The following is a 23,690-nucleotide window of genomic DNA, read 5'->3' on the forward strand; positions in this document are numbered from 1 at the left end:
ACTCTCGTTGTTGATGAGTTATCGATGGGATCATGCGTGGAATAGTAGAGTCAATATGCGAAAAACGTATAGCGCGGCGCACCACAAAGCTGTGCGTGACTCGATTGTGTTTGCAGCGAAACCGGTACAAGCGGGCCACATGAAGGCATCCTTCCGTCATCATGCAATCATGAAGATGCTAAGTACAACGCGTTTTATGCACGCCCACCTCAAGACGCGCCATATACTGCTGCTGGTCGAGCTGGGGCGGCGCAAATCCATCATGCAGGCCGCGGAAGCCGCCTGCATGAACCAGCCGGCCGCCTCGCGTCTGTTGAGCGATCTGGAATACGCTCTGGGTTTGCAGCTATTCGACCGCAGTGCTCGCGGCATCATGCCGAATATGTTCGGCGAAGTGATGATCCGTCGCGCCAGCGCTGCGCTGGCTGAAATGGAAGCGGGGCTTCAGGAAATCATGGAATTGTCGGCCGGCGTCACCGGCCGCGTGGTGCTCGGCAGCGTGCGTACGCCGGCGGCGAGTGTGGTGCCGGACGCGGTGCGCTTGCTCAAGGCGCGCTTTCCCCGCCTGGAGGTGGCAATCCACGTGGACGCCAGCAAGCCCCTGCTGCGTCTCCTGCGCAGCGGCAAACTGGATTTGATGATCGGTCGCGTTGCCGACAATGACATGCCCGAGGAGCTGGCATTCGATCCGCTGCACCACGAACCCCATTGCGTGGTGGTGCGTCCGGGTCACCCTCTGGCCGGGCATGCCCAGCTCACGCTGGCGGATTTGGCGGGCCAGTGCTGGATCATGCCACCGGCCGGCAGCGTCTTGCGCGACCGCCTGATCGCCCTGTTCCGGCGAGAAGGCCAGGTTCGCCCTTGCGAAACCGTGGAGACCCAGGACCTGCCCGTGCTGACCAGCCTGCTGACCAACAGTGACATGGTGGCGCCACTGCCGGTCGAGCTGGTGCGCACGTGGCTGGACAGCGGCATGCTCGCCGTTCTGCCGATCGAACTTGACTTGCGCATGGACATGTACGGCATTGTCACGCGACGCGATCACCAGCCATCACCGGCGACGCAGGCCACGCTGGAAGCCTTGCGTCAGGTGATGGTGCGCTGATCTCCAGGACTGACCACCAGGCGAACGCCGAACACCGGACCGGCCGTGAAGCCCGGTTCCGGATCGAAGCGCACCGTGATGCTGTACTTGCCGCGAGTAAGTTCCTGGGGAAGTGGATAAAGTTCGTCCACGAAGGTCCGTGGCTGGCGTCCGTTCAATTCCACATGGGCGACGCGCTTGCCGTCGACACTGATGTAGAAATTACGCCGCGTCTCTTCGCCCCAGTAAGTCGCTTGCAGCGCCAGTTGGCCAGGTCCGCTTTTCATCTTGAAGCTGAAGAATCCGCCGGTGCGCGCATCACGGCCATTGCGGCCTCGATAGGTCACGGGGTAGGAAATGTCGGATTCGAGACCATGATCGCGTTCGGGCTGCATTTCGCCGAGGTGCATCACATCGAGCGAACGCGCAGCCAAGTCTTTTTGCCGCGCTTCCTCCTTGCGGAATGCGGCTTCGGCGGTGACCCACTCCGCTTCACTGTATGTGTGAAAGTAGACGGCCGCACGGCGCTCGTACTGGGCGTAGAAGGGCTTGAATTTCATGTCGCCCGGCCGACCCGTTCCTACGCTGCGATAGACAGCGGCGCTACGATCCACTTCCACGAAGCTGCCCTTGATGTCGGCGCCCACCAGGGCCGGCGCGAGGCCGTCATACGGCTTGTCGGCCGCGCCGAGGTCGGCGGCGAGCACCATGGGACCACGCAGCAAGGCGACGACGTGCGCGTCACCCGGTGTCGACTCAAGCCGCAGCGCGAGCGGCAGCGACAGGCGCACCTGATCGCCCGCGCGCCACTGGCGGCGCACCAGCGCATAGCCCTTGTGGCGCTCCACCGTCACCGGCTTGCCGTTGACCAGCAAGGCATGGCTTGTCGCCCAAGCGGGGATGCGCAGCGCGAGTGTGAACGTCCGGCGCCCGGCAAGCCGCTTGACTTTCACATCGATATCGCCTTCGAACGGGTATTGCGTATTCAGTTCCAGTGACGCGGCGCCGGATTGCCATTGGACAGTCGAGGGAATGAACAGGTTGAGGTAAAGCGTATCGCCTTGTTCCCACCAGATCGAGTCACCATGCTTGGCGTGGCTCTCCATGCCGGACAGGACGCAGCACCAGAAATCGTTTTCTTCGCTCGAGTATTCCCTTGGCACGCCGGACATCAGCGGTGTCATGTAGGTGAACATGCCGGTGCGCGGGTTCTGATGCGCGAGGATGTGGTTCAGGTGGGTGCGCTCGTAGTAATCGAAATAGCTCGCATCCGGCGACCAGGCATACAGGTGGCGCGTCAGCTTCAGCATGTTGTAGCTGGCGCATGCCTCGCAGGTTTGCTCGGTCAGGTGCGCGGCGATGCTGTCCGGTTCAAAGAAATACTCGCGGTCGCCGTTACCGCCAATGACGTAACTATGGTGCTCGGTCACGGTGCGCCAGAAGAAGTCGGCGGTGTCGGCGTCGCTGCGCTGCCCGGCCACTTCATACAGGCGCGCCAATCCAATAATCTTCGGAATCTGCGTGTTCGAATGCACACTGGGCAGAATGTCATGGCCTTCGGCCAGCGGCGTCAGGATCTTGCGATGGTACAGGCGACGTGCCAGGGCCAACCAGCGCGGGTCATGCGTGCGCGCGTACAGTTCGGCGAAGCTTTCGTTGATGCCGCCGTGCTCGCACGCGAGCACGAGTTGCACCTGGTCGTCGTTGAGCGCCCCGAACACCTTGTCGATGTAAGCGGCCAGGCCGACGGCGACCTTCAATGCCTGCTGATTGCCTGCGAGCTCTTGTGCGTCGAACAGTCCGGCAAAAACCTTGTGCCAGTTGTAAAGCGGCACCCAGCAACCGTTGAGGTCGAACCCGGCGGAGCGGATGTCGCCCGCCATGATTTCGGGGAAGATTTCCTTGCCATCGACGATTTTGCCATCGCGACGCTTGCGCATGAAGCCGCCGACGTAGCCGTCGCCCTGCGCTGCCTGCACGCCCGCGAGCTCGTTGACGATGTAGTCCACACGTTCACGGAAGACCGCTTGCCCGGTCTGGGCGTACATCAGCGACAAGGCGGACAAGTAGTGCCCAAGGCCTTCGCCGGCGATGGTATCGGCTTCCCAGCCGCCATACAGTGCGCCCTTCACCGGCAGGCCGGCAAACAGGTGATAGTTGTGCAGGAAGCGGTCGGCGCTGAGGCGCAGCAGGTATGCCCCGTTGGCACGCACGGCGTCGGCGTAGGCCGAGGGCAGCAGGCGAACCGCGGAGAGCGGCACAGGCGTCACGGGCGCCGGTTTCCTGGCGATGGCCGCGGCGCCGCCGGGGCCCCAACCGGACAGCAGTCCAAGGCCCATGGCGCCTTGTTTGAGCGCCCGGCGGCGGGAAAACGAATATGAAGCCACACCTACTCCTCGGCGATTTCGACTCCATAGTTTATGCAGCGCCGGCGCGCTCGTCTTGCGGCCTGCGGGTGCCGGCCCTGCCGAAATCGGCACAAGTCAGGATTCAATGCACTGGGTGCGATATTCGATAGGGCTCATGCCGGTGTGGGCCTTGAACTGACGCGAAAAGGCGCTGTGATCGGAGTAGCCGCATTTGTCCGCAATGCACCCGATGCTGGTGCTGGGACGCGTTTCAATCAGGGTCATCGCCGCGTTCAGTCGCGCGGAAAGCAGGAATTGGCGCGGTGAGCAGTGGAAGACGCGCCGGAACATACGTTCGACGCGTGACAGCGACAGGCCGGCGTCCTCGACCAGGTCGGTGACGCTGATATCCTCGAAACAGTGTTCGCGAATGTGCGTGGCGATCTCGGCGACCTTGCGGTACACCGGGTGCTGATCGTCCGGCAAGCCAAGGTCTTGGGAGGTTCCCATCAGGCCGATGATTCTGCCGCCGATATCACGCAAGGGCGTTTTATTGGTCAAGCACCATCCACGATCGCGTGTTGGATATACGTGCAATTCCAGGTGCGTCTTGATGGGCAGGCCACTGCGAATGACCTGTTGATCTTGTGCGGTGTAGGTCTGTGCCAGCAGTCGGGGCAAGACATCCAGGGCGCGCTTGCCGATCAGATCTTCCTTTTTGCGCAAACCGCAACGACGCACCATGGTGTGGTTGACGGCGACGTAGCAGCCTTCGTTGTCTTTGACGAAAAAAGCAACGTCGTTGAGCGGATCAAACAGCGCCTCTACTGTAGGCAAGTCAACGATGGATGCTGCGGGGCCGACGTATGCAGTTTTCATGTGTGCAATCCTCCTGTCATGATTCTAGAAGAGGATTCGTTGATTGTGGTCAAAATTAAGTGAGCGACAAGTCGACTCGGTCGGCGCCCAATGCACAACGTTGTGCGTGACTCGATCATGTTTCCAGCGAATACGGTACAAGCGCGCCACACGGCGGCATCCTTCCGCCATGATGTCGATTCCCGCCGTCTGCATCATCGTCGCCGTGACACCGTTCCAGCCGGATTGGGCAAGCAATGTAGCGTTGGAGTTTTCCAACACCACGGCGCTGTGGGCCAAGACCGCTGATCGCACAACCAGGAAGAGCCGGCACGGCTTTTTCACCCTATTGGGATTTTCATGAAATTCATGCTCGCGGCCGTGGCCGCCGCCGTCACCTTGTCGGGCAATGCCGCCGCCGCCAGCGCGGACGCGCACTTCAAGTCCATCTACACCCGGGAATGGCAGTGGCGCCTGGCACAGCACATCGAGGACAACGACGACGATAGCGAAGGCATCAGCCCCGACCTGCCGCACGTCGATGCGAAGACCCAGGCCGAGCGTCTCGCGTACTGGCAAAAGGTGATGAAACAGCTCGACGGTATCCGGCCCGCCGACCTGTCCGCGCCCGAACGCGTGAATTTCGCGGTGTACCGGGCGCAGATCGCGGCACTGGCGGAAGCCCAGCGCTTCCGCCAGTACGAACAGCCGGTCGCCGCGGACAACGCGTTCTGGAACAGCTTCACCGACGACGCACGCAGGACGTTCAGCACGGTGGCCGACTACCGCAACTACATCAAGCGAATGAAGGCCATGCCGGTGTTCTTCAGCGAGGAAGTCGCGAACATGCGCGCAGGCCTGGCACGCGGCTTCACGCCGCCGAAAGTGGCCCTGGCCGGACGCGACGTGCCGCTGGCATCGATCGCGGACGCGAAGACGCCGGAGGAGACGGTGTTCTATCTGCCGTTCAAGAACATGCCGGCGACGATCCCGGCCGCCGAGCAGGAGGCGCTGCGGCGGGAGGCGATGGAGGTGATCGGCGAGTCGGTGCAGCCGGCACATGCCAGCGTCCTGCGCTTCATGCGCGACGAGTACCTCCCGCACACGCGCGAGACACTGGCCGCCGAAAGCCTGCCTGACGGGAAGGCCTACTATCAATCGAAAATCGTGGAATTTACGACGACGACGATGACGGCGGCCCAGATCCACCAGGTGGGCTTGAACGAGATGGCCAAGATACGCGCCGAAATGCAGGCCGCGATCGCGCAGTCGCAATTCAAAGGCGATTTCGCGGCCTTCCTGCAGTTCCTGCGCACCGATCCGCGCTTTTATGCGCGCACGCCGGAAGAGCTGCTGATGCGTGCGTCCTACATCGCCAAGAAGTTCGATGGCAAGGCGGACCAGTATTTTGGCTACCTGCCGCGCCGCCGCTTTGCCATCAAGCCGGTGCCGGACGACCAGGCGCCGTTCTACACCGGGGCCAGCGGCGGGCCCGGCATCTACATGCTCAACACCTATATGCTGCCGGCCCGCCCGCTGTACAGCCTTCCCGCGCTGACCTTGCACGAGTCGGCGCCGGGCCATGCGTTCCAGATGCCGATCGCGCTCGAGCAGAAAGGCGCGCCGCCGTTCAGGCGCGCTTACATCTCGGCCTATGGCGAAGGCTGGGCCCTGTATTGCGAGCGGCTGGGCAGCGAAATGGGGATCTACGAGACGCCGTACGAAACGTTCGGCATGTTGAGCTATCAGGCATGGCGGGCGGCGCGCCTGGTCGTCGACACCGGCATCCACGCGCAGGGCTGGACGCGGGCGCAGGCGCAGGCCTACCTGCACGACAATACGGCGCTGGCCGACCATGAAATCGAAACCGAGGTGGACCGCTACATCGCATGGCCAGGCCAGGCACTCTCGTATTACATCGGCGAGATGGCGATCTTCGAGGCGCGCCGGAAAAGCGAAGCGGCGCTGGGGCCCAGATTCGATATCCGGGCCTTCCACGATACCGTGCTGCAAATGGGGGCGGTGCCGCTACCGGTGCTCGCCGAACGCATCGACGCCTTTATTGCCGGCGGCGGCAAGGGGCCGTATCCGGACGTGAAGTGACTTCATTTGGAACCGTCATGGATCACAGGTTCGACGCCGTCACAGGGGGTTGAAACTATGCTGATTTCGTCATGCCGGACATCGAAAAGCATCCATCGATTTCGATGTTTTGCCCGCATCCTATCGCCTTCATGACGCGTTGCAAAAAACGATACAAAACCACCGCGGTGGGCACGCCGCTCGCTCTTGCCTGCATGTGCGCGATCAATCGAACGAGGGAGACACCATGCCAAGTCAAGGCAAGTTCAAGCAGCATCTCTCGCTGCTGGATGTAACATTCATCGGCCTCGGGGCGATCTTCGGATCCGGCTGGCTCTTTGCAGCGAGTCACGTTTCCGCGATCGCCGGTCCAGCCGGTATCCTGTCCTGGGTGCTTGGCGGCGTCGCGGTTCTCTTGCTAGGCATCGTCTACTGTGAACTGGGCGCGGCGCTGCCCCGTGCAGGTGGCGTGATCCGCTATCCGACTTATTCCCATGGCCCTCTGTTCGGCTACCTGATGGGATTCATCACGCTGATTGCATTCTCCAGCCTGGTCGCGATTGAAGTCGTGGCGTCACGGCAGTACGCCGCAGCCTGGATCCCCGGACTGACAAAGACGGGTTCGAGTGATCCGACCTTGCTAGGGTGGGGCTTTCAATTCGCATTGCTGTGCATGTTCTTTGTGCTGAACTATCGCAGTGTCAAGACGTTTGCGGTAGCGAACAACCTGATCAGCATTTTCAAATTCATCGTGCCGCTGCTCGTCATCGGCGTGCTGCTTTCGTTTTTTAAGGCTGAGAATCTCATGGCAGGCGGCTTTGCGCCGTTTGGCCTGTCGGGTGTCGAAATGGCGGTGTCTGGCGGCGGCGTCATCTTTGCCTACCTGGGACTGACGCCCATTATTTCGGTCGCGAGCGAGGTGAAAAACCCCCAGCGCACCATTCCCGTTGCCCTGATCCTGTCGGTGCTGCTCTCGACGGTGCTCTACGTTCTGCTGCAGCTGGCCTTCCTGGGCGGCATTCCCGCAACGATGCTGGCCGGAGGCTGGAGTGCGGTTGCGAAGCAATTGTCGCTGCCGTATCACGATATCGCGCTTGCGCTGGGCGTTGGCTGGCTGGCGTATCTGGTGGTCGCCGACGCGGTCATTTCTCCCAGCGGTTGCGGCAACATCTATATGAATGCGACGCCGCGCATCATCTACGGCTGGGCGAAAACCGGCACGTTCTTCCAGATCTTCACCCGGGTTGACGAAACCTCCGGCATTCCCCGTCCAGCCCTGTGGCTGACCTTCGGTCTGTCCGTCTTCTGGACCCTCCCGTTTCCGTCATGGGAAGCGCTGATCAACGTAGTGTCCGCCGCACTTGTCCTGAGCTATGCGGTGGCGCCCATCTCCGTCGCGGCGCTACGCCGCAATGCGCCGGATCTGGACCGTCCATTCCGGGTCGCATGGATGGCCGTACTGGGACCCGTCTCGTTCATCGTCGCCGCGCTCATCGTCTATTGGTCCGGCTGGAGCACGGTCTCCTGGCTGCTGGGGCTGCAAATCGCCATGTTCGTGGCTTACATCCTGTGCGGCCGTTTTGTGCCTACCTTTCACCTTTCGCTGAAAGAACAGGTCCGGTCTTCCGCATGGTTCATCGGCTTTTATGCGATCACGATGGTTTTGTCCAAGCTGGGCAGCTTCGGCGGCGTCGGCATGTTAGCCCACCCATTCGACACCGTGGTCGTGGCGGTCTGCGCTCTCGGTATCTATTACTGGGGCGTGTACGCCGGCACGCCGGCGCACAAGCTGCGCCTTGAAGATGACGAAGGCGAGGGCGTCCGCACCAATCCGGATGAGACCCCCGTCGTCGCCAGCGCGCGCGCCTGGTCTTGACCCCTTCGTCAGCAATCCTTGAACGGACTATTTGGAGAATTGATTCATGAAGCATCTGCACGTCATCGACTCCCACACCGGCGGTGAACCGACCCGCCTCGTCATGAAGGGCTTCCCGGCGCTCGCCGGGGCGACCATGGCTGAACAGCGCGACGACCTCAGGAAACACCACGACAAGTGGAGAAAAGCGTGCTTGCTGGAGCCGCGTGGTAACGATGTGATCGTCGGCGCCTTGTACTGCGAACCAGTTTCGGAAAATGCAACCTGCGGCGTCATTTTCTTTAATAATGCCGGCTACCTCGGCATGTGTGGTCACGGTACGATCGGCCTGATCGCATCGCTGCACTACCAAGGGCTGATTTCTCCGGGCGAACACCGCATCGATACGCCGGTAGGGCAGGTGGGTACGTTCCTGCACGACGACGGTTCGGTCACCGTGCGCAACGTGCCGGCCTACCGTTATCGCAAGCAGGTCGCAGTGGATGTCCCGGGTCATGGTGTCGTTGTCGGTGACGTCGCATGGGGTGGCAACTGGTTTTTCCTGGTGAGTGAGCACGGCAAGACACTCGAGATGCGCCACGTCGAAGCGTTGACAAGCTTCACATGGACGATATTGCGCGCTCTGGCAGCGCAAGGCATCACCGGCGAAGGCGGCGCACTCATCGACCACGTCGAGTTGTTCGCCGACGACGAGGTCGCCGACAGCCGCAATTTCGTCCTGTGTCCCGGGAAGGCGTATGACCGTTCTCCCTGCGGTACCGGGACCAGCGCCAAGCTGGCCTGCCTGGCCGCCGACGACAAGCTGGCGCCGGGTCAGATCTGGGTCCAGGCCAGCATCACCGGAAGCCAGTTCGTCTGTTGTTATGAGTGGGAAGGAAGCCGTGTCACACCGTTCATCACCGGCAGCGCCTACATGACTGCCGACAGCACCTTCCTGATCGATGATCGGGATCCGTTCGCCTGGGGTATCTGACCTGTCCTCGATGCCGCGGCAGGCGCAGTCGGTTGCAGCGCGGGTAGAAACCACTTGCCCGTTTCAATGCTGCGCCAGATCGCATCGCAGGCGCCGGGGTTTTTTTCAATCACCAAACAGATCTGGATAGCGGCATGCCCGCTGCTCCAGGCGGGAAATAGAAACTTGCAAAAATCTTTTGCCTCCAACGCCGCCGCACATGTCGTTGTCGTCGGTGCCGGGATCATCGGCGTGGCCTGCGCACTGCAGCTTGCGCGCACGGGCCGCAGCGTAACGGTTCTGGACCGGCAGGCGCCGGGATCGGGCGCCTCGTATGGTAATGCGGGGCATCTGGCCACGGAACAGGTCTTCCCCATTGCGGATATGTCGATTCTGAAGCGCATCCCGGCAATGCTGCGCGATCCAATGGGGCCGCTACGGCTGGACTGGCGCTACCTTCCTCGCGCAATGCCATGGTTCGGCCGCTTGCTGCTGAACCTGCAGCCGTCGCAGTATCAACGCACCGTCGCCGGCATCCGTGCCCTGAACGAAGCCAGTTTCGACGCCTGGATGCGGTTGTTGAGAGATATCGACGGCGAGGCGCTGCTGAAGAAAGACGGTTCGCTACTGGTTTACGAGCGTGGTGAATCGTTCGAAGCGCTTGGCGCACTCCAGGCGCGCATGGCGCGACAGGGTATCGATGTCGCGTTCTGGCAGGCGAATACTGTTCGCAACGAGGTCCCGCAACTGAACCATGACATCCGCGGCGGGCTGTTCTTCCCAAAGACAGGGCACTTCATCGACCCGCACCAGGTCGTGTTGAAACTGGTCGATGCCGCCAAGGCATGCGGTGTCCGCTTTGAACAGCGCGACGTGCTCGATGCGAAAGTAACCGGGCATGGCGTGCGCATCTTCACGTCGGACGGTGAACTGGCGGCTGACCGCATACTGGTTGCGTGCGGCGCACATTCCGCTCGGCTCACCACCGCATTGACGAGCAAACGCGTACCGCTGGATACGGAACGAGGGTATCACCTCATGTTGCCGATGGAAGGGGGACGTCTTCCTTTTGCGGTGACATCTTTCGAACGCAAATTCATCATGACGCCCATGAGCGGCGGGCTGCGGCTGGCTGGTACGGTCGAATTCGCGGGCCTGAAGCGCCCGCCGAACATGGAGCGCGCATGGCAACTTCACAGGTTGAGTGAGGGTCTCTTCCACGATTCGCTGAATACGGCGGGGGCGACGCCCTGGATGGGATTCCGGCCGTCCATCGCGGATTCGCTGCCGGTCATCGATTCGGTTTGCGATGGCAAGGTCATGCTGGCGTTCGGGCATCACCATCTCGGGTTGACGCAAGCGGCGGTGACGGCTGAAATGGTTGCCCGGTTTGACGCGCAGGCCTCCCCCGGGAATGGCCTGCCGGAGGCAGCCGCATACAAGCTGTCGCGCTTTTGACGGGCCGATGACGCTTGGCCCGACAAGATGCAGTTTTCGGGCCGGGCATGCGGCGTCGCTATGCCGCCTCGATGACGCCGCCGTCCGGCGGCAACCGTATCAGTCGAGGCGGTCCGGCTTGTCTCCGGTCTGCCTCGAGGATACGGCGTAGGTGCTTCAGCCCCAGTGAGCCACTTCTTTCGACCAGTTGGCGTACCACTTGCGGAATTGCTCATACTGCGTCTCTGCATAACGCCGTTGGCTTGCGCTGAGGACGTCGGTTTCGTTGAAGTGCAAGGTATATTCCTGGTCGCCGTTAAGGACCATCAGGTATTTGTAGTAAAGGACGAGATCAGTGCCTTCGTCGAACGAAGACAGGACCGCGAGTGCCGATTCCAGCTCGAGCGCCTGACGCCGCGCCACCACGTCCCCTTTGACAGCCTTGCGGCACAATTCAACCAGGTGCAGCACTTCGCGCGGCAGTGCGTTACCGATACCGGTGATCGCGCCGGTTGCGCCGCAGTTGACGAACCCATGGAAGACTTGGGTATCCACACCCGCCATCAGGGTGACGTTCTCGTCCTGGCTGGTGATGTGCTCGGCAGCGTAACGCATGTCGGCGGCACCGCCGAATTCCTTGAACCCGATCAGGTTCGGGTACTTGGCGCGCAGTTCGAAGAACAGGTCCGCACGTGTCGCGAAGCCGTAGTACGGGCTGTTGTAGATGACGCTAGGCAGTTCGGGGGCGGCTTCAAGGATGGCGGAGAAGTGCGCCTTTTGTGCGGCTGGCGACGCGCCACGTGACAGGACGCGCGGAATGACCATCAGACCGCTTGCCCCCACCTTGCCTGCGTGAGCAGCGTGTGAAACCGCTTCTTTGGAATTCACCGCACCGGTGCCGACAATCGTTGGAACACCGGCGGCAACCAGCCGCGCCACGCCTTCCTGGCGTTGGGCTTCGCTGAGCAGGGGCCAGTCGCCCATCGAGCCGCAATAGACCACCGCGGACATGCCCACGTCGATCAGCGCGCGGCCTTTGGCGACCAGCGCATCGTAGTCAGGCGCGCGCTCGGCGGTACACGGGGTCATCAAGGCCGGGATAGTACCGGTGAAGATATTGTTGGTCATCGTATTTTCTTTAGATGTACAGTGGGTGGTTGGGGACGTCCAGCATGGGCCCGGTTCCAGCATGGAGGTCACAGGCGTAGCTTCGGTTTACGCAATACGTAACAGGGTAGCTATCTTGTCAGTAAAAGATCGAATGGGATTGATGTTTTTCGATGTTCGGAACGACGAAACTGGCATAGCGCAACGCCGCCAAGGCGGCCTCGATAGCAGCTCCATGTGAGGCGTGCTGTAAGCGGCTGCAGTGCGAATTCAGCATAATGGCCAGGCTGACTTGGGTGCCATGCTACGAGCTCGGCCAGTCGGTAGCTGCGCCGTCGGTGCGCACCAAAGCGCGTTCGGGTTGTTCGTATCAATCGCGGCATCATCAACGCACCAGGTGTCGGCGTGCGGCCGAAATCGGCGTGTTTCCTAGCGTTTCGAGACAAGCCGCGCGGGGCGCGCCGCAGCAAAATGGCGAGGGGAGTCTTCCCCTGCAACTACGCCAGAAACCACACAAAAAATGCCACGCCACTGCCGCTTCTTTCTCTTGTTCTCCGCCGCCGTGCTGGTCATGGCCGGCGCGCAGGCCGCCGACAAGTTCGCCAATCCAGTCCGTGAGCGCCTGCTGTTCGACGCCGACTGGCGCTTCAACAAGGGGGACCCGGTCGGCACCGCCGCCCCGGCGGCGGCCGCGATGGCAAGCTGGAACACGCCAGCCGCAAGCCCGGATTTCGCTGACGCCCGCTGGCGCAAACTGGATCTGCCGCACGACTGGGGCATCGAAGGGCCGTTCAAGCAGGAATATCCCGGCGAGACCGGCAAGCTGCCCTGGTGGGGCGTGGGCTGGTACCGCAAGCATTTCACGCTGCCGGCCGCCGACGCCGGGCGCCGCATCTTCCTCGACGTCGACGGCGCCATGTCGCACGCGGCGGTCTGGATCAATGGCCATTATGTGGGCGGCTGGCCCTACGGCTATGCGTCCTGGCGCGTCGACCTGACGCCGTACGTCAAGGCGGGCGCGCCCAACGTGGTGGCGATCCGCCTCGACAACCCGCCCGATTCCTCGCGCTGGTATCCGGGCGGCGGCATCTACCGCAACGTCTGGCTGGTCAAGACGGCGCCGCTGCACGTGGCGCAGTACGGCACGTTCGTCACCACCCCGCGCGTGAGCGCCGACGCCGCCCTGGTGAACGTGCAGGCGACGCTGCAGAACGACGCCGCCAACGTGGCCGGCGCGCAGGTGGCGACCGCGATCTATGCGCTGGACGGCAACGGCCGCCGCAGCGGCGAGGCGCTGGCGCGCCAGGAAGCATCCAAGGCGGCGAAGGTCGGCGCCGGGCACCAGGCCGAGATCAGCCAGACCTTGCGCCTGCCGCACCCGCGCCTGTGGAGCGTGGACAGTCCGCAGCGCTACGTCGCGGTGACAACCGTCAGCGTCGACGGGCGCACGGTCGACGAAGTCGAGACGCCGTTCGGCATCCGCACCATCGTCTTCGACCCCGAACGTGGCCTGCTGCTCAACGGCCAGCGCGTGACCATCCAGGGCGTCTGCATGCACCACGACCTGGGCGCGCTCGGTGCGGCAATCAACCTGCGCGCACTCGAACGCCAGCTCGAGATCCTGCGCGAGATGGGCGTGAACGCGATCCGCACCAGCCACAATCCGCCGGCGCCGGAACTGCTCGACCTGGCCGACAGCATGGGCTTCCTGGTGCTGGACGAAGCCTTCGACGCCTGGGCCGAGGAAAAGACGCCGAACGACTACCACACGCTGTTCGTGGCCTGGCACGAGAAGGACCTGCGCGCGATGATCCGGCGCGACCGCAACCATCCGAGCGTATTCGCCTGGAGCATCGGCAACGAGATCCCCGAGCAGGACAGTCCGGAAGGCTGGAAGCTGGCCGCCCGCTTGGCCGAGATCGCGCGCGGCGAAGACCGCACCCGCCCCGTCACCTCGGCCAACAACCGTATCGACTCCGGCTACAACGGCTTCCAGGAAGCGGTCGACCTGTTCGGCTACAACTACAAGCCGCAGGAATACGCAAAGCTCCATGCGCACGCGCCGCACATCCCGATGTTCGGCAGCGAGACCGCCTCCACCGTCAGCTCGCGCGGCGAATACATGTTCCCGGTCAGCGACGACAAGTCCAAGGGCCTGGCCGATTTCCAGGTCAGCAGCTATGATTTGTCGGCGCCGCCATGGGCAATGCCGCCCGACGCCGAATTCCGCGGCCAGGACGACAACCCCAACGTGGCAGGCGAATTCGTCTGGACCGGCTTTGACTACCTGGGCGAGCCGACGCCGTACAACAGCGATACCACCAACATCCTGAATTTCACCAACCCGGCCCAGCAGCAGCGCGCCGCCAAGGAACTGGCGGCGCTGAAGCAGATCGCCATCCCGTCGCGTAGCTCTTACTTCGGCATCGTCGACCTGGCCGGCTTCAAGAAGGACCGCTTCTACATCTACCAGGCGCGCTGGCGTCCCGAGCTGCCGATGGCCCACCTGCTGCCGCACTGGAATTGGCCGGAACGCGTGGGCCAGGTCACGCCGGTGCACCTGTACACCTCGGGCGACGAGGCCGAGCTGTTCCTGAACGGGCATTCGCTCGGCCGCAAGAAGCGTGGCCCGCGCGACTATCGCTTGCGCTGGGACGACGTGGTCTATGCGCCGGGTGCCCTGCATGCCGTGGTCTACAAGAACGGCAAGCCATGGACCGAGGATACGGTGCGCACCACCGGCAAGCCGGCGGCATTGCAGCTGGTGGCCGACCGGTCGACCCTCCACGCGGATGGCACCGACCTGGCGTTCGTGACGGTGACGGTGGCCGACAAGGATGGCCGCACCGTGCCGCGCGCCAGTGACCGCGTCACCTTCAGCCTGAACGGTCCGGGCGACATCGTCGCCACCGACAACGGCGATGCGACCAGCCTGGAATCGTTCCAGTCCCCTTCGCGCAATGCCTTCAACGGCATGGCACTGGCGATCGTACGCACGCGCGTGGGACAAGCCGGCAAGTTGATACTGACGGCAAGCGCGCCGGGATTAGGCAGTACCGAGATAACGCTGAATGCCAATTGAGCGTTGGTGCGCGTGTACGCAGTGCGCTGGCAGGGCAGCCGTTGAAGCGCACCGTGACATGGCCGCCGATCGACAGTGGATGGATTGCCTGTGCCGGTAAATGTAGAGATTGCCTTTGCCTGCATCCGTGATTTATGTCATGTTGCGATAAACCCCAAAAAGGAGACTTGCGAATGACCTTCACCTATCGCGCGCGCACAGCCGGCCTGTTGGCCATGTTGCTCTGTTCCGTCAGCGCTCAAGCACAAACCAAACCAGAGGAGACCGAAGTCTGGAGCCCGGAACCGGCGCGTGTGACCCCGGCCACGGCCACGCACGCGCCGTCGGATGCGGTGCTACTGTTCGACGGCGCCAACCTGAACGAGTGGGTGTCGACCGCCGCGCCCGACAAACCCGCCCCCTGGACCGTCGCCAACGGCGTCTTCACCGTTCGCCCCGGCAGCGGCAACATCCAGACCCGCCGCCAGTTCGGCGATTACCAGTTGCACCTGGAGTGGCGCATCCCGGCCGACATCAAAGGCACGGGCCAGGACCGCGGCAACAGCGGTTTGTTCCTTGCCTCCACCGGAGCGAACGACCGCGGCTACGAACTCCAGATCCTCGACTGCGTGAACAACAAGACCTACGTGAACGGACAGGCGGCCAGCATCTACAAGCAGTCGATCCCGCTGGTGAACGCGTGCGCGGGCGCCGGGGAATGGCAGACGTATGACGTGATCTGGACGGCGCCGCGCTTTGCCGAAGACGGTTCGCTGGCGTCACCCGCGTATGTGACGGCGCTGCACAACGGCGTGCTGGTACAGAATCATGTGGCGCTGCGCGGGGAGACCGTGTACATCGGCAAGCCGTCGTACACCAAGCACGGGCGTGCGCCTATCAAGCTGCAGGACCACCGGCATCTGGTCAGCTTCAGGAATGTGTGGGTGCGGGAGCTGGAAACGGCCAACTAGCAGCGCATCCGGGCAGTGTAGCGCCCACCAGGCGTGGTGGGCGTGCAGGATTCGACGCCGCGGTTCCGACGCTGTGGTGTCGTCAACCCGCCAGCTTCATGTTCACCGGATCCCATAACACGATCTTCTGCTCGAACAGGCTCTTGTTCGACGCCAGCCCCGCGGCGGCCGCGCGGAAACCGAAGGCTGCATCCTCCTTCACCTTGCCGCCGGTGCGGATCGCATTGTAGAAATTGGCGTGGTGGTCGAAATGGTCGCTGTAGCCGGCCGGCGCCTTCCATTCCGAACGGCTGGTCTCGTTCTTCGATGTCTGGCCGGCGTAGTGCTGCTCGTACCAGGCCTTGAAGTCTTCCTGGTTCTGCTTGTCGAAGGTGGCGTAGCTGTCCCAGCTGCCAAAGCCCGGCGCCTGCGCCATCTTGCTGCGCATGACCTCCACCGAATTGCCGCGCACGATCATCTTTCCCTCGGTGCCGACGAGCGCAATCTGCTCGCCGCCACCGCCGCCATCGATGAAGTTCACCCGCACCTGCAGGTTGAACGGGCCGGATTTATCGGTCGCCGGATAGTCGTACACGCCGGCCATCACGTCCGGCACGTCGCGTCCATCCTTCCAGTAGCGCGTGCCGCCGGACGTGTAGATGCGCGTCGGTCCGAGCGAGCTGGTAATCAGGTGCAGGCCCGAGAACAGGTGCACGAAGAGGTCGCCGGCGATGCCGGTGCCGTAATCCTGGTAATTCCGCCAGTGGAAAAAGCGTTCGGCGTCGAAAGCGCGGCGCGGCGCGTCGCCGAGGAAGCGATTCCAATCGACCGTCTGCGGTGAGGCGTCGCGCGGAATCGAGTATTGCCAGGCGCCGTTTGCCGATTGGCGGTCCCAGAATGCTTCCGCCATGACCAGCTGGCCGATCGCACCCGCCTCGTACAATTCCTTGGCTTTCAAATAGGTGGCCGAGCTGACGCGCTGGCTACCGACCTGGCAGATGGCGCCCGTCTGCTGTTGGGCAGCGACCATCGGCAGGCCTTCTTCCAGCCGGTGCACCATGGGCTTCTCGCAATACACGGCCTTGCCCTTCTTCATGGCGGCGATGGCGATCTTGTCGTGCCAATGGTCGGTCGTCGAAATGATGACCGCATCGATCGATTTGTTGTCGAGGATGTCTTCGAAGTGCGGGGTCGTCACCAGGTCGTTGCCGTAGACTTCCTTCGCGCGTTTCAGGTGCCCCGTGTAGAGGTCGCAGGCGGCGACCAGTTTCACGCCGGGCACCTTGACCGTGGTGGCGCAATTATTGAAACCCATGATGCCCATGCCGATCGCGGCGACCTGGATCCGGTCGTTCGCGGCGCGAGTTTGCGCGAGCGCGGCATAGGGCAGGGCGGACGCCAGCAGGGCGCCGCCTGCCTGTCCGAGGAATCGTCTGCGGGAATAGGTCCTGGTGTCGCTGCTCATGTGTCTCCTCGCGTTGTGGTTGTTGTGGCAGGCTCGGCACATTCTAGCGCCGGCCGAGGCGCCAAAGTGTCAGGAAATCGGATGAGTTTGTAATGAAATCGGCAAGCGGCATCCACATTGCCGAATTCGTTCTACGATTGCCTCCTCACCCCAGGCCACGGAGACCCGATGCCAATATCCCTTTCCGCGCTCGCCGCGACCGGCGCGCTGCTGGTCGCCGGCATGGCCTCGGCCGAATCCATCGGCCAGTTCGCCGCCCACCAGGACATCGGCGCCGTCAAGCGCACCGGCGCCGCAGGCTACGACGACAAGCGCCAGCAATACCGCATCAGCGCGTCCGGCAAGAACACCTGGTTCGCCGACGACCAGATGCATTACGCGTACAACCAGATGCAGGGCGACTTCATCGTGACCGCGCGCGTCGCGTTCGAGGGCAAGGGCGCGGACCCGCACCGCAAGATCGGCTGGGACGTGCGCGCCACCCTGTCGGACAGCGCGGCGCACGTGGTGGCGGCCGTCCACGGCGACGGCCTCGCGTCGCTGCAGTTCCGGGAAAAGGACGGCGCCGACACGGAGGAATACCGCATGGGCGTCAATGCCCCGGACGTCATCCAGCTGGAGCGCCGCGGCGACGTGTTCATCATGAGCGCCGCGCGTTTCGGCGAACCGTTCCAGGTGACCAGCGTGTCGCACGTGAAGCTCGGCGACAAGGTCTACGTGGGCCTGGCCGTCACCGCGCACAATCCCGATGCCTACGAGACCGTCACCGCTTCGAACGTGCGCATCGTCGTGCCGGCCTGGAGGGGCCTGGTGCCATACCGCGACTATCTCGGCAGCGACATCGAAATCATGGATATGGACACGCACAATCGCCGCATCGTGCTGCGCTCGCCGGATTCGCTGCAGGCGCCGAACTGGACGCGCGACGGCAGTGCCCTCGTCTACAATGCGAAGGGACGCATGCACCGCTTCGATATCGCGAGCGGCAAGACGTCCGTCATCAACACCGGCATCGCGACCAACAACAACAACGACCACGTGCTGTCCTGGAACGGCAAGCTGCTCGGCCTGTCCAGCCACGTGAAGCGCCCGGACGGCAGCAATTATTCGACGATCTACACGGTGCCCGTCGAAGGCAGCGACAAGGCGACGCTGATCACCGACACCGACCAGGGCCACTCCTACCTGCACGGCTTCACGCCCGACGACACCCGCATGATCTTCACCGGCCAGCGCGACCCGGCCATGCGCGCGCAGCAGCCGAAGGTGCTGAACCTGTACACGATCGACATCGCGACGCACAAGGAAACCCAGCTCACGAAGACGCAGGCGCTGGATGACGGCGCTGAATATAGCCCGGACGGCAAGAGCATCTACTTCAATTCGAACCGCACCGGGCTGATGCAGCTATGGCGCATGTCCGCGGATGGCAAGAACCCCGTCCAGCTGACCTTCGATCGTTACAACAACTGGTTCCCGCACGTGTCGCCGGACGGGAAAAAGATCGTGTTCATCACCTTCATGGACGATGTCGACCCCTATGACCACCCGTTCTACCACCACGTCTACCTACGCGAGATGCCGGTCGAAGGCGGTGCGCCGAGGGTGATCGCCTACTTGTATGGGGGGCAGGGGAGTTTCAACGTGCCGAGCTGGTCGCCGGATGGGAAGCGGATCGCGTTTGTGAGCAATACGAAGGGGTGAGCGGGTGACAGCAGTGCGTGCCCGGAGCGAAGGAAAACGGGGTGCTGCTGTTTAACCGTCCAGATGCATCCTGAACCAGCCATTTAGACCGGTTAAATACCGTGATTGCCAGACGTAGTTTTGCTAATCTTTCCCCGTAAACAAATATGTTTCCAATATTAAATATAAATGGGCAAGCTGTCGAGATTCCTTGCGCATACATATCGATACAATATTGAAACACTTATCAATAAAAGATATTTATGTATTAATTCAAAATCGGAGGCTTGAATGAAGATTGCAATTTATGGCTAATCTTTAATATTCAATTGATGAAGCGTACATCACCGTCCGCATATGGTTTGTTAATAGTCGCCATTTTACGAAGAAAGTAACTATGATCCGAAAAGTAATGATCGCCATTGCAGCCGCCTTGTCAACAAATGCCGCGGTGGCGGCCACGATTGACTTTGAATCTCAGTACGGTGGCTACGGTTATTCCGACTATAGCTTTATCGAGGATGGGTTCAGGGTAAGTTATTCGCCGATCAGTCCCTTCGGATTTTATATTGTCGATGATCCTGCCGACCATCTAGGCATGTGCAGTCCCGCATGCGCTTCCAACGGCACGACCGCGTTTTATTCTTTCAATGAAAGCAGCGTCACGATCGATCTCGAGAACAAAGGCTTGTTCTCCTTGACGTCATTGGATGCTGCCAAGACCTTTCTTGGGGACGGTCGGCCCTTGACCATGACGCTGACTGCGATGGGCGTGAATGGCGTCATAACGAACACGATTTTCTTGGAAGAAAATCTGGCTGAAACATTTTCGAATTTTAATTTCAAAGACTTCGTCAACATTTCGTCCTTGACCATCACGGGCGGACAAGACTTTCCTGAATTTGCAATTGATAACGTGGTCCTCGCGACAGCCGAGGTTCCAGAACCTGCATCCTGGGCAACGCTGATTGCCGGCCTCGGCATAATTTGCGGCGTTCGCCGCCGGCGCTTATCCAACGGCCTCGCCCGATAGCGGCGTGGGTAAGTACCCAAATGAGCTATGGGTAGCGGCGTTGTTGAGGCACCGGTCATCCGGCATGGATTCGCCCCTTTCGCCTACCGCGATGGCCGTCGATGCCCGCTTCAGCCAGCGACGCATACCTGATCAGTAGTCATACACATGCTCGACCTTGACGTCTGCCGCATCCGCGCGCAGCAGGAAGGAAGACAGGGCGGCCACCGGCAGCACGATCGCCACGCGCTTCTTGCCGGGCATGGTCAGCAAGGGCTGCTCGAACAGGATCCGTCCGCCGGTCCCGGGCAGTGGCTGATCGGCGTTCACCCAGACGGTCACCAGGATCACGCCCGCGTTTCCGGCAATATCCTGCAAAGTAGCGCCAGCCCGTGCCAGCTGCAATGCGGCGATACGGAACCCGTAGTAGCGCGGCAGGTCCAGCAGCGCGCGCCCGTCCGGCAGGGGGCGTACCAGCTTGACGCCGCCCGGCAGCTGCGCAGGCGCGTGGTCGACCACGGCCTGGGTAGTCATCAGGGCCGGATCGTAGGCGGCGCGCGTGGCAAGTTCGATCAGCTTGCCGTAGACCGCCTTGATCGCGTACTCGGTCGTCAAGGCATACCGGCGCTCCCATTTACGGATCACGTTGGGACCCGACGCCGGCATCGTCGTCCACAGTCCCTTGAGACGGACCGTGAAATCGAACAGGTACCACGGCTCGCGCCGGATGAAGTCGACATAGTCCTGCGCGGCCTTGGCGCCGTACCTGTCCTCCGGCGTGAGCGCGCCGTTCGACATGGCCCAGCTGAGCCGCCCGATCGTGTTTTCGTAGGCCCAGCGCAGGCCATATTCCACGGAGGTGCTGCCGGCGATCACCATGATCATGACGTGGTAGCCGACGTTGGATGGGTAGTGCCGGCGTACCTGTTCTCCGGTGACCGCCGCATAACTCGACCAGATCTGGCGCGTGTGCCCGATGAACGGGAACGCGTGCGCCGGCTGGGTGGCGACCAGGGCGGCATACTCGGCCGGACTGTGGACCAGGAACCATTCCGGGTAGGTCAGGAAGGTCTGTTCGACACCGCGCCGCTGGTCCGGGGCCACGGGGCTGTCGGCCGCCTGCGCGCTTCCCGTGCACAGCAGCAGGAGCAGGGCCACACGCAGCATGAAGATACGGGGGCTCATGCCGGGGCCGCGTTGCGCGTGAATGCCATCAGCAGGTTGTCCGACGGATCGCCCGGCTGCAGCAAGCGCGCCCCGGTATGCGTGAAGCCGGCGGCCTCGATCTTGCCGATCCAGTGATCGGCGCTGTCGAAGTACCGCAGTTCGGCCGCATTGGTCTCCCAGCGCTCGCCGAGTCCGGCGTTGAACACGCAATGGGCGAGCGACACGAAGTCGTGCATATGGGTGCTGGTGACGTCGTGGTCGCGCACCACGAAATAGCCGCCGGGCCGCAGCACCCGCGCGATGGAACGCAGGAAGGGATCGAGCCGTTCGGGCCGCATGTGGTGCAGGCCGATGAAGCAGGAGACCAGGTCGACGCTGTGCGGCGGCAGTGCGAGCGGCGCGTAGTCGTCCAGCGGCACGAAGGTGCCGACATTGCCGAGCTGGCCGCGCTCGGCAATGTCGGCCGGCGAATTGGTCGGCGCCTTGTCGTGCACCAGGGTGACCGCCCCCGACAGGTCCAGGCGCCGCCTGAGCGCGCGGACATAACGGCCGGTGGAGCCGATTTCGACATACCCGCGCAGCGGCCGCGGGCCGATCAGCTGCGCCGTCTGGCTCCCGATTTCCTTCTTTTGCAGCGCCAGCGCCGGCAAGGCATAGCGCAGCAGCGACAAGGGCGGCGTGATGGAGGGCAGGCGCGCCTGGATATCGCGATAGATGGCTTCGTCGTCCGCACCGTGTGCGGCCGCGTCCTTGATCAGCGCGTGAAAACGGTCTTCCGGGTAGAGGTGGAAGATGTTCTGCAGGAAGGCGTAGAAGCGGTCGGCCCAGGCGGCATCGCGGTACACGGCGTGGAACAGCGATGGCCGCGCGGCCGGGGCCACGGGTTCGGCGATGGTCGGCATATAGTATTTGTCCCACAGTGCGCCACGCAAGCGGTATCCAGGGTCGAGCGCCCCCTTCAGCGCGAAGAGCTGCGCAGCGCGCGGGTAGGCGCGCCGGAACTGCTCCTGCGTGGCGTGAAGTTGATAGGGCAGGTAATAGGTGCCGCCGCAAGCGATGACGGCATCGATCAATTCGCGCGTCCAGACCGCGACGCGTTCCCGGGCGTTATTGCGCGTCCTCTGTTTGTAATACAGGACGAAGGCGAAGGTCTCGCCGCGCGCCCATGCCATCAGCGTGCCCGGATCGGCGAGTGCATGCCTGATCGAGATGTTGATGATGTTGGCTTTGTGGCGGTTGAGGATCGCGGCCATGCGTGGCACGAACTCCATCAGCCGCTCGCAGGGCACGAAATACTCCTGCAGTACATAGGTGCGCAGGCGGCGGCCCATCGGCTCCAGTTCGGCCACGTCGTAACCTGCCTCGAAATTGCGCCAATGGACCTTCTTGCGCAGGAAGAGCAAGGGATCGATCAGGTATTCGCGCCGCAGTTTGCCGAACGGCGTTTCCGAAATCGCCCACAGGAAGTACTTCTCGACCGCGTACAGGCTGTGCAAGGGTTGCAGGCGCGCGCTGCTGGTAGCGGGGCGCTCGGTACGCCGCCAGGTGACGGCCCGGGCGCGCGCGTAGTGCGGCGGGTAAAGGTCGGCGTTATGGAAAATCGCGTCGCGGTCGTCGCGCACCTGCGTCTTGAACCAGGCGGCGTAGTCCTTCGTTGCCATCTTCCGGTTAGTGCGTTCGACGCGCACGTTGTCGGCCAGGTCGAGGTCGACCTCCGCGATGATGCCGATCGCCCCGTAGCCGCCGATCGCGGCGTAAAAAAGCGCTACGTTCTCGCTTGGGCTGGCATGCTTCGCAGTCCCGTCGGCCAGCACCAGCAGGATGGCGCGCACGGACAGCACGACCGGGCCCAGTCCCATGTAACGTCCGTGTGCATTCACCGACAGCGCGCCGCCGACCGTGAAGTTGGCGTAGGTCTGCATGATCTTCACGGCCAGGCCGTGCGGATCGACCAGTCGCTGGATGTCGCACCAGCGGATGCCGGCCTGCACCCTGATCGTCCTGGCTTGCGGGTCAAAGGCGAGCACCGCGTTCATTTGCCGCAGGTCCAGATGCAGGCTTCCGGGCGAAGCGGTGTGGCCGCCCATGCTGAAGTGGCCGCCGCCGATCGACACGGGTAGCCGGGTGTTGCGCAACACGTCCTGCAGTTCGCCCGTGGAGCGCGGCGTGGCGATCCCCAGCACGTCGATGGGATTGATCTGGGTGACGTCGTTTACCGTCGGCATGGGCCCTTACCTCGCGATGTCAACTTGCAGGTAGTCGCCGCGCACGGCCGGATTGTCGCCAAAGGCATTTGTGCCGGCGTCGCCCCGCCGCACGAGCTGCCAGGCTAGCCAGAGCGGCCCGATCACGGGGACCAAAAACAGCAACAGGCACCAGCCGGAGCGGTCGCGATCGTGCAACCTCTGGGCCGATAGCGCCGCGGCGGACCACACGAACGCGAAGGCGCAGGCGGCAGCGCCGGCGCTGCCGAAGGCCCATTCAGCCAGCATGCCGAACGCGGTGCAGGACAGCGCCAGCACGAACATGCGGCCGAGCCAAATCCTGCGCGAAATCCTGCCGAAGCGGACGGTATAGGAAGTGAGTAATTGCATAAGCTTTCAAGGGT

The 23,690-nt window shown here is 62.6% G+C and carries 16 protein-coding genes and 1 pseudogene; 10 read left to right on the forward strand and 7 right to left on the reverse strand.

Annotation, left to right across the window (positions count from 1 at the left end):
• Nucleotides 1-139: 139 nt before the first annotated feature.
• Nucleotides 140-1,105: a LysR substrate-binding domain-containing protein gene (locus U1H99_RS07930; protein WP_323141148.1), complete on the forward strand. Its 966-nt coding sequence runs from the start codon at nucleotides 140-142 to the stop codon at nucleotides 1,103-1,105.
• Here the strand turns inward: U1H99_RS07930 and U1H99_RS07935 are convergent.
• Complete coding sequence (locus U1H99_RS07935) at nucleotides 1,087-3,471, reverse strand: beta-L-arabinofuranosidase domain-containing protein (protein ID WP_323141149.1); 2,385 nt, start codon at nucleotides 3,469-3,471, stop codon at nucleotides 1,087-1,089. The two genes, U1H99_RS07930 and U1H99_RS07935, sit on opposite strands and share 19 nt — an antisense overlap.
• 96 nt (nucleotides 3,472-3,567) lie before the next feature.
• A complete protein-coding gene (locus tag U1H99_RS07940; RefSeq protein WP_323141150.1) occupies nucleotides 3,568-4,311 on the reverse strand; it encodes a helix-turn-helix domain-containing protein in 744 nt (247 codons plus the stop codon).
• A 169-nt stretch (nucleotides 4,312-4,480) separates the two neighbouring features.
• On the opposite strand from U1H99_RS07940, the gene U1H99_RS30100 reads away from it, so the two are divergent.
• From U1H99_RS30100 to U1H99_RS07965, 5 genes and pseudogenes are all read left to right on the forward strand, one after another.
• Nucleotides 4,481-4,654 carry a hypothetical protein gene (locus tag U1H99_RS30100; protein ID WP_375341586.1) on the forward strand — a complete coding sequence of 58 codons (174 nt, stop codon included), beginning with the start codon at nucleotides 4,481-4,483 and terminating at the stop codon, nucleotides 4,652-4,654.
• On the forward strand, nucleotides 4,651-6,393 hold the full coding sequence (locus U1H99_RS07950) for a DUF885 domain-containing protein (protein WP_323141151.1): 1,743 nt from the start codon (nucleotides 4,651-4,653) through the stop codon (nucleotides 6,391-6,393). Before U1H99_RS30100 ends, U1H99_RS07950 begins: the two co-directional genes overlap by 4 nt.
• A gap of 226 nt (nucleotides 6,394-6,619) precedes the next feature.
• Nucleotides 6,620-8,182, forward strand: a pseudogene (locus U1H99_RS07955) (APC family permease); the annotation flags it as partial.
• Nucleotides 8,183-8,294: 112 nt separating this feature from the next.
• Nucleotides 8,295-9,221: a 4-hydroxyproline epimerase gene (locus tag U1H99_RS07960; RefSeq protein WP_323141152.1), complete on the forward strand. Its 927-nt coding sequence runs from the start codon at nucleotides 8,295-8,297 to the stop codon at nucleotides 9,219-9,221.
• Nucleotides 9,222-9,287: 66 nt separating this feature from the next.
• Nucleotides 9,288-10,658, forward strand: coding sequence for an NAD(P)/FAD-dependent oxidoreductase (locus tag U1H99_RS07965; protein ID WP_323141153.1), 1,371 nt, complete (start codon nucleotides 9,288-9,290; stop codon nucleotides 10,656-10,658).
• 156 nt (nucleotides 10,659-10,814) lie between these two features.
• Here the strand turns inward: U1H99_RS07965 and U1H99_RS07970 are convergent, their stop codons facing one another.
• Nucleotides 10,815-11,765 (reverse strand): dihydrodipicolinate synthase family protein, encoded by a 951-nt coding sequence (locus tag U1H99_RS07970; protein ID WP_323141154.1) that lies wholly within the window; start codon nucleotides 11,763-11,765, stop codon nucleotides 10,815-10,817.
• 499 nt (nucleotides 11,766-12,264) lie between these two features.
• On the opposite strand from U1H99_RS07970, the gene galB reads away from it, so the two are divergent.
• Nucleotides 12,265-14,826, forward strand: coding sequence for a beta-galactosidase GalB (gene galB / locus U1H99_RS07975; protein ID WP_323141155.1), 2,562 nt, complete (start codon nucleotides 12,265-12,267; stop codon nucleotides 14,824-14,826).
• A gap of 215 nt (nucleotides 14,827-15,041) precedes the next feature.
• Entirely contained in the window at nucleotides 15,042-15,776 is a 735-nt protein-coding gene (locus U1H99_RS07980) for a 3-keto-disaccharide hydrolase (protein WP_323141156.1), read from the forward strand.
• A gap of 82 nt (nucleotides 15,777-15,858) precedes the next feature.
• On the opposite strand, the gene U1H99_RS07985 is transcribed toward U1H99_RS07980, so the two are convergent.
• On the reverse strand, nucleotides 15,859-17,220 hold the full coding sequence (locus U1H99_RS07985) for a Gfo/Idh/MocA family protein (RefSeq protein ID WP_323141157.1): 1,362 nt from the start codon (nucleotides 17,218-17,220) through the stop codon (nucleotides 15,859-15,861).
• Nucleotides 17,221-17,388: 168 nt separating this feature from the next.
• Here U1H99_RS07985 and U1H99_RS07990 point away from each other — a divergent pair, with 168 nt between their 5' ends.
• Entirely contained in the window at nucleotides 17,389-18,924 is a 1,536-nt protein-coding gene (locus U1H99_RS07990; RefSeq protein ID WP_323141158.1) for a TolB family protein, read from the forward strand.
• 391 nt (nucleotides 18,925-19,315) lie between these two features.
• Nucleotides 19,316-19,936 (forward strand): NF038120 family PEP-CTERM protein, encoded by a 621-nt coding sequence (locus U1H99_RS07995; RefSeq protein ID WP_323141159.1) that lies wholly within the window; start codon nucleotides 19,316-19,318, stop codon nucleotides 19,934-19,936.
• A gap of 132 nt (nucleotides 19,937-20,068) precedes the next feature.
• Here U1H99_RS07995 and U1H99_RS08000 read toward each other — a convergent pair whose 3' ends face one another.
• From U1H99_RS08000 to U1H99_RS08010, 3 genes are read right to left on the reverse strand one after another with little or no spacing between them, the layout of a single operon-like run.
• Nucleotides 20,069-21,100, reverse strand: coding sequence for a hypothetical protein (locus U1H99_RS08000; RefSeq protein ID WP_323141160.1), 1,032 nt, complete (start codon nucleotides 21,098-21,100; stop codon nucleotides 20,069-20,071).
• The gene (locus tag U1H99_RS08005) at nucleotides 21,097-23,307 is read right to left on the reverse strand and encodes an FAD-binding protein (protein ID WP_323141161.1); all 2,211 of its coding nucleotides are present in this window, start codon (nucleotides 23,305-23,307) and stop codon (nucleotides 21,097-21,099) included. Before U1H99_RS08005 ends, U1H99_RS08000 begins: the two co-directional genes overlap by 4 nt.
• Nucleotides 23,308-23,313: 6 nt before the next feature.
• On the reverse strand, nucleotides 23,314-23,676 hold the full coding sequence (locus U1H99_RS08010; RefSeq protein ID WP_323141162.1) for a DUF805 domain-containing protein: 363 nt from the start codon (nucleotides 23,674-23,676) through the stop codon (nucleotides 23,314-23,316).
• Between the last annotated feature and the right edge of the window lie 14 nt (nucleotides 23,677-23,690).

This window comes from Massilia phyllosphaerae (assembly GCF_034659755.1).
In the GTDB taxonomy this organism is placed as follows: Bacteria; Pseudomonadota; Gammaproteobacteria; order Burkholderiales; family Burkholderiaceae_D; genus Telluria; species Telluria phyllosphaerae.